Genomic DNA, 515 nt, shown 5'->3' with positions numbered 1-515 from the left:
TGATCCTGGCAATGGTGTCATGGACAGGAATGCCGTTTTTAAACAGTCCCTTGGATTGAAACCAGGGAAGATGAACCTCGCCGAAATCCTCAATATCTTCCCAGCCCTCAGCCCCGCCGATCACGGCACAGACGGTGAGAAACAGGACATCGTAGAAGGGATAATAAATCTTGGCATGCTGGCGAGGGTCGTGAATATTGTCGAAGAACTGAGCGAAAACGGCATCAATAGACATGAGAGCACTCCTGAAAAGGAGCATGAGATCACAGCCGGATCACCAGGTCAAATTTCAGGGTGAGGATGTGAGCAAATTGTTAACTATGGAAATCATGGAAATTATCATTTTTTGGATTTCATGCGCATTTTTTGAGCTGAAATGACGTGCAGTGACGATTAAAAAGTGTGAAGGCGATCCTGACTATAAAGTTAACTGCATATCACAGGCCTATAAGTATTTGTTTTGTAGGCAAAAAACTATTTTTAATTTTTAACAAAATGTTCACGATCTCGCCCTG

General features: G+C 43.1%; 1 protein-coding gene. It reads right to left on the bottom strand.

Annotated features, from left to right (window positions below; genetic code table 11):
- Window positions 1–235 (bottom strand): transposase family protein (locus PG892_RS22540; RefSeq protein WP_270825943.1); only part of this gene is annotated, 235 nt, incomplete at its 3' end.
- Window positions 236–515 lie beyond the last annotated feature (280 nt).

Origin of the sequence: Aeromonas sp. QDB68, from assembly GCF_027707405.1 — a bacterium.
GTDB classification, from domain to species: domain Bacteria; phylum Pseudomonadota; class Gammaproteobacteria; order Enterobacterales; family Aeromonadaceae; genus Aeromonas; species Aeromonas caviae.
The sequence above is the reverse complement of the archived record's forward strand: the minus strand, read 5'-3'. Positions and strand labels throughout refer to the sequence as shown.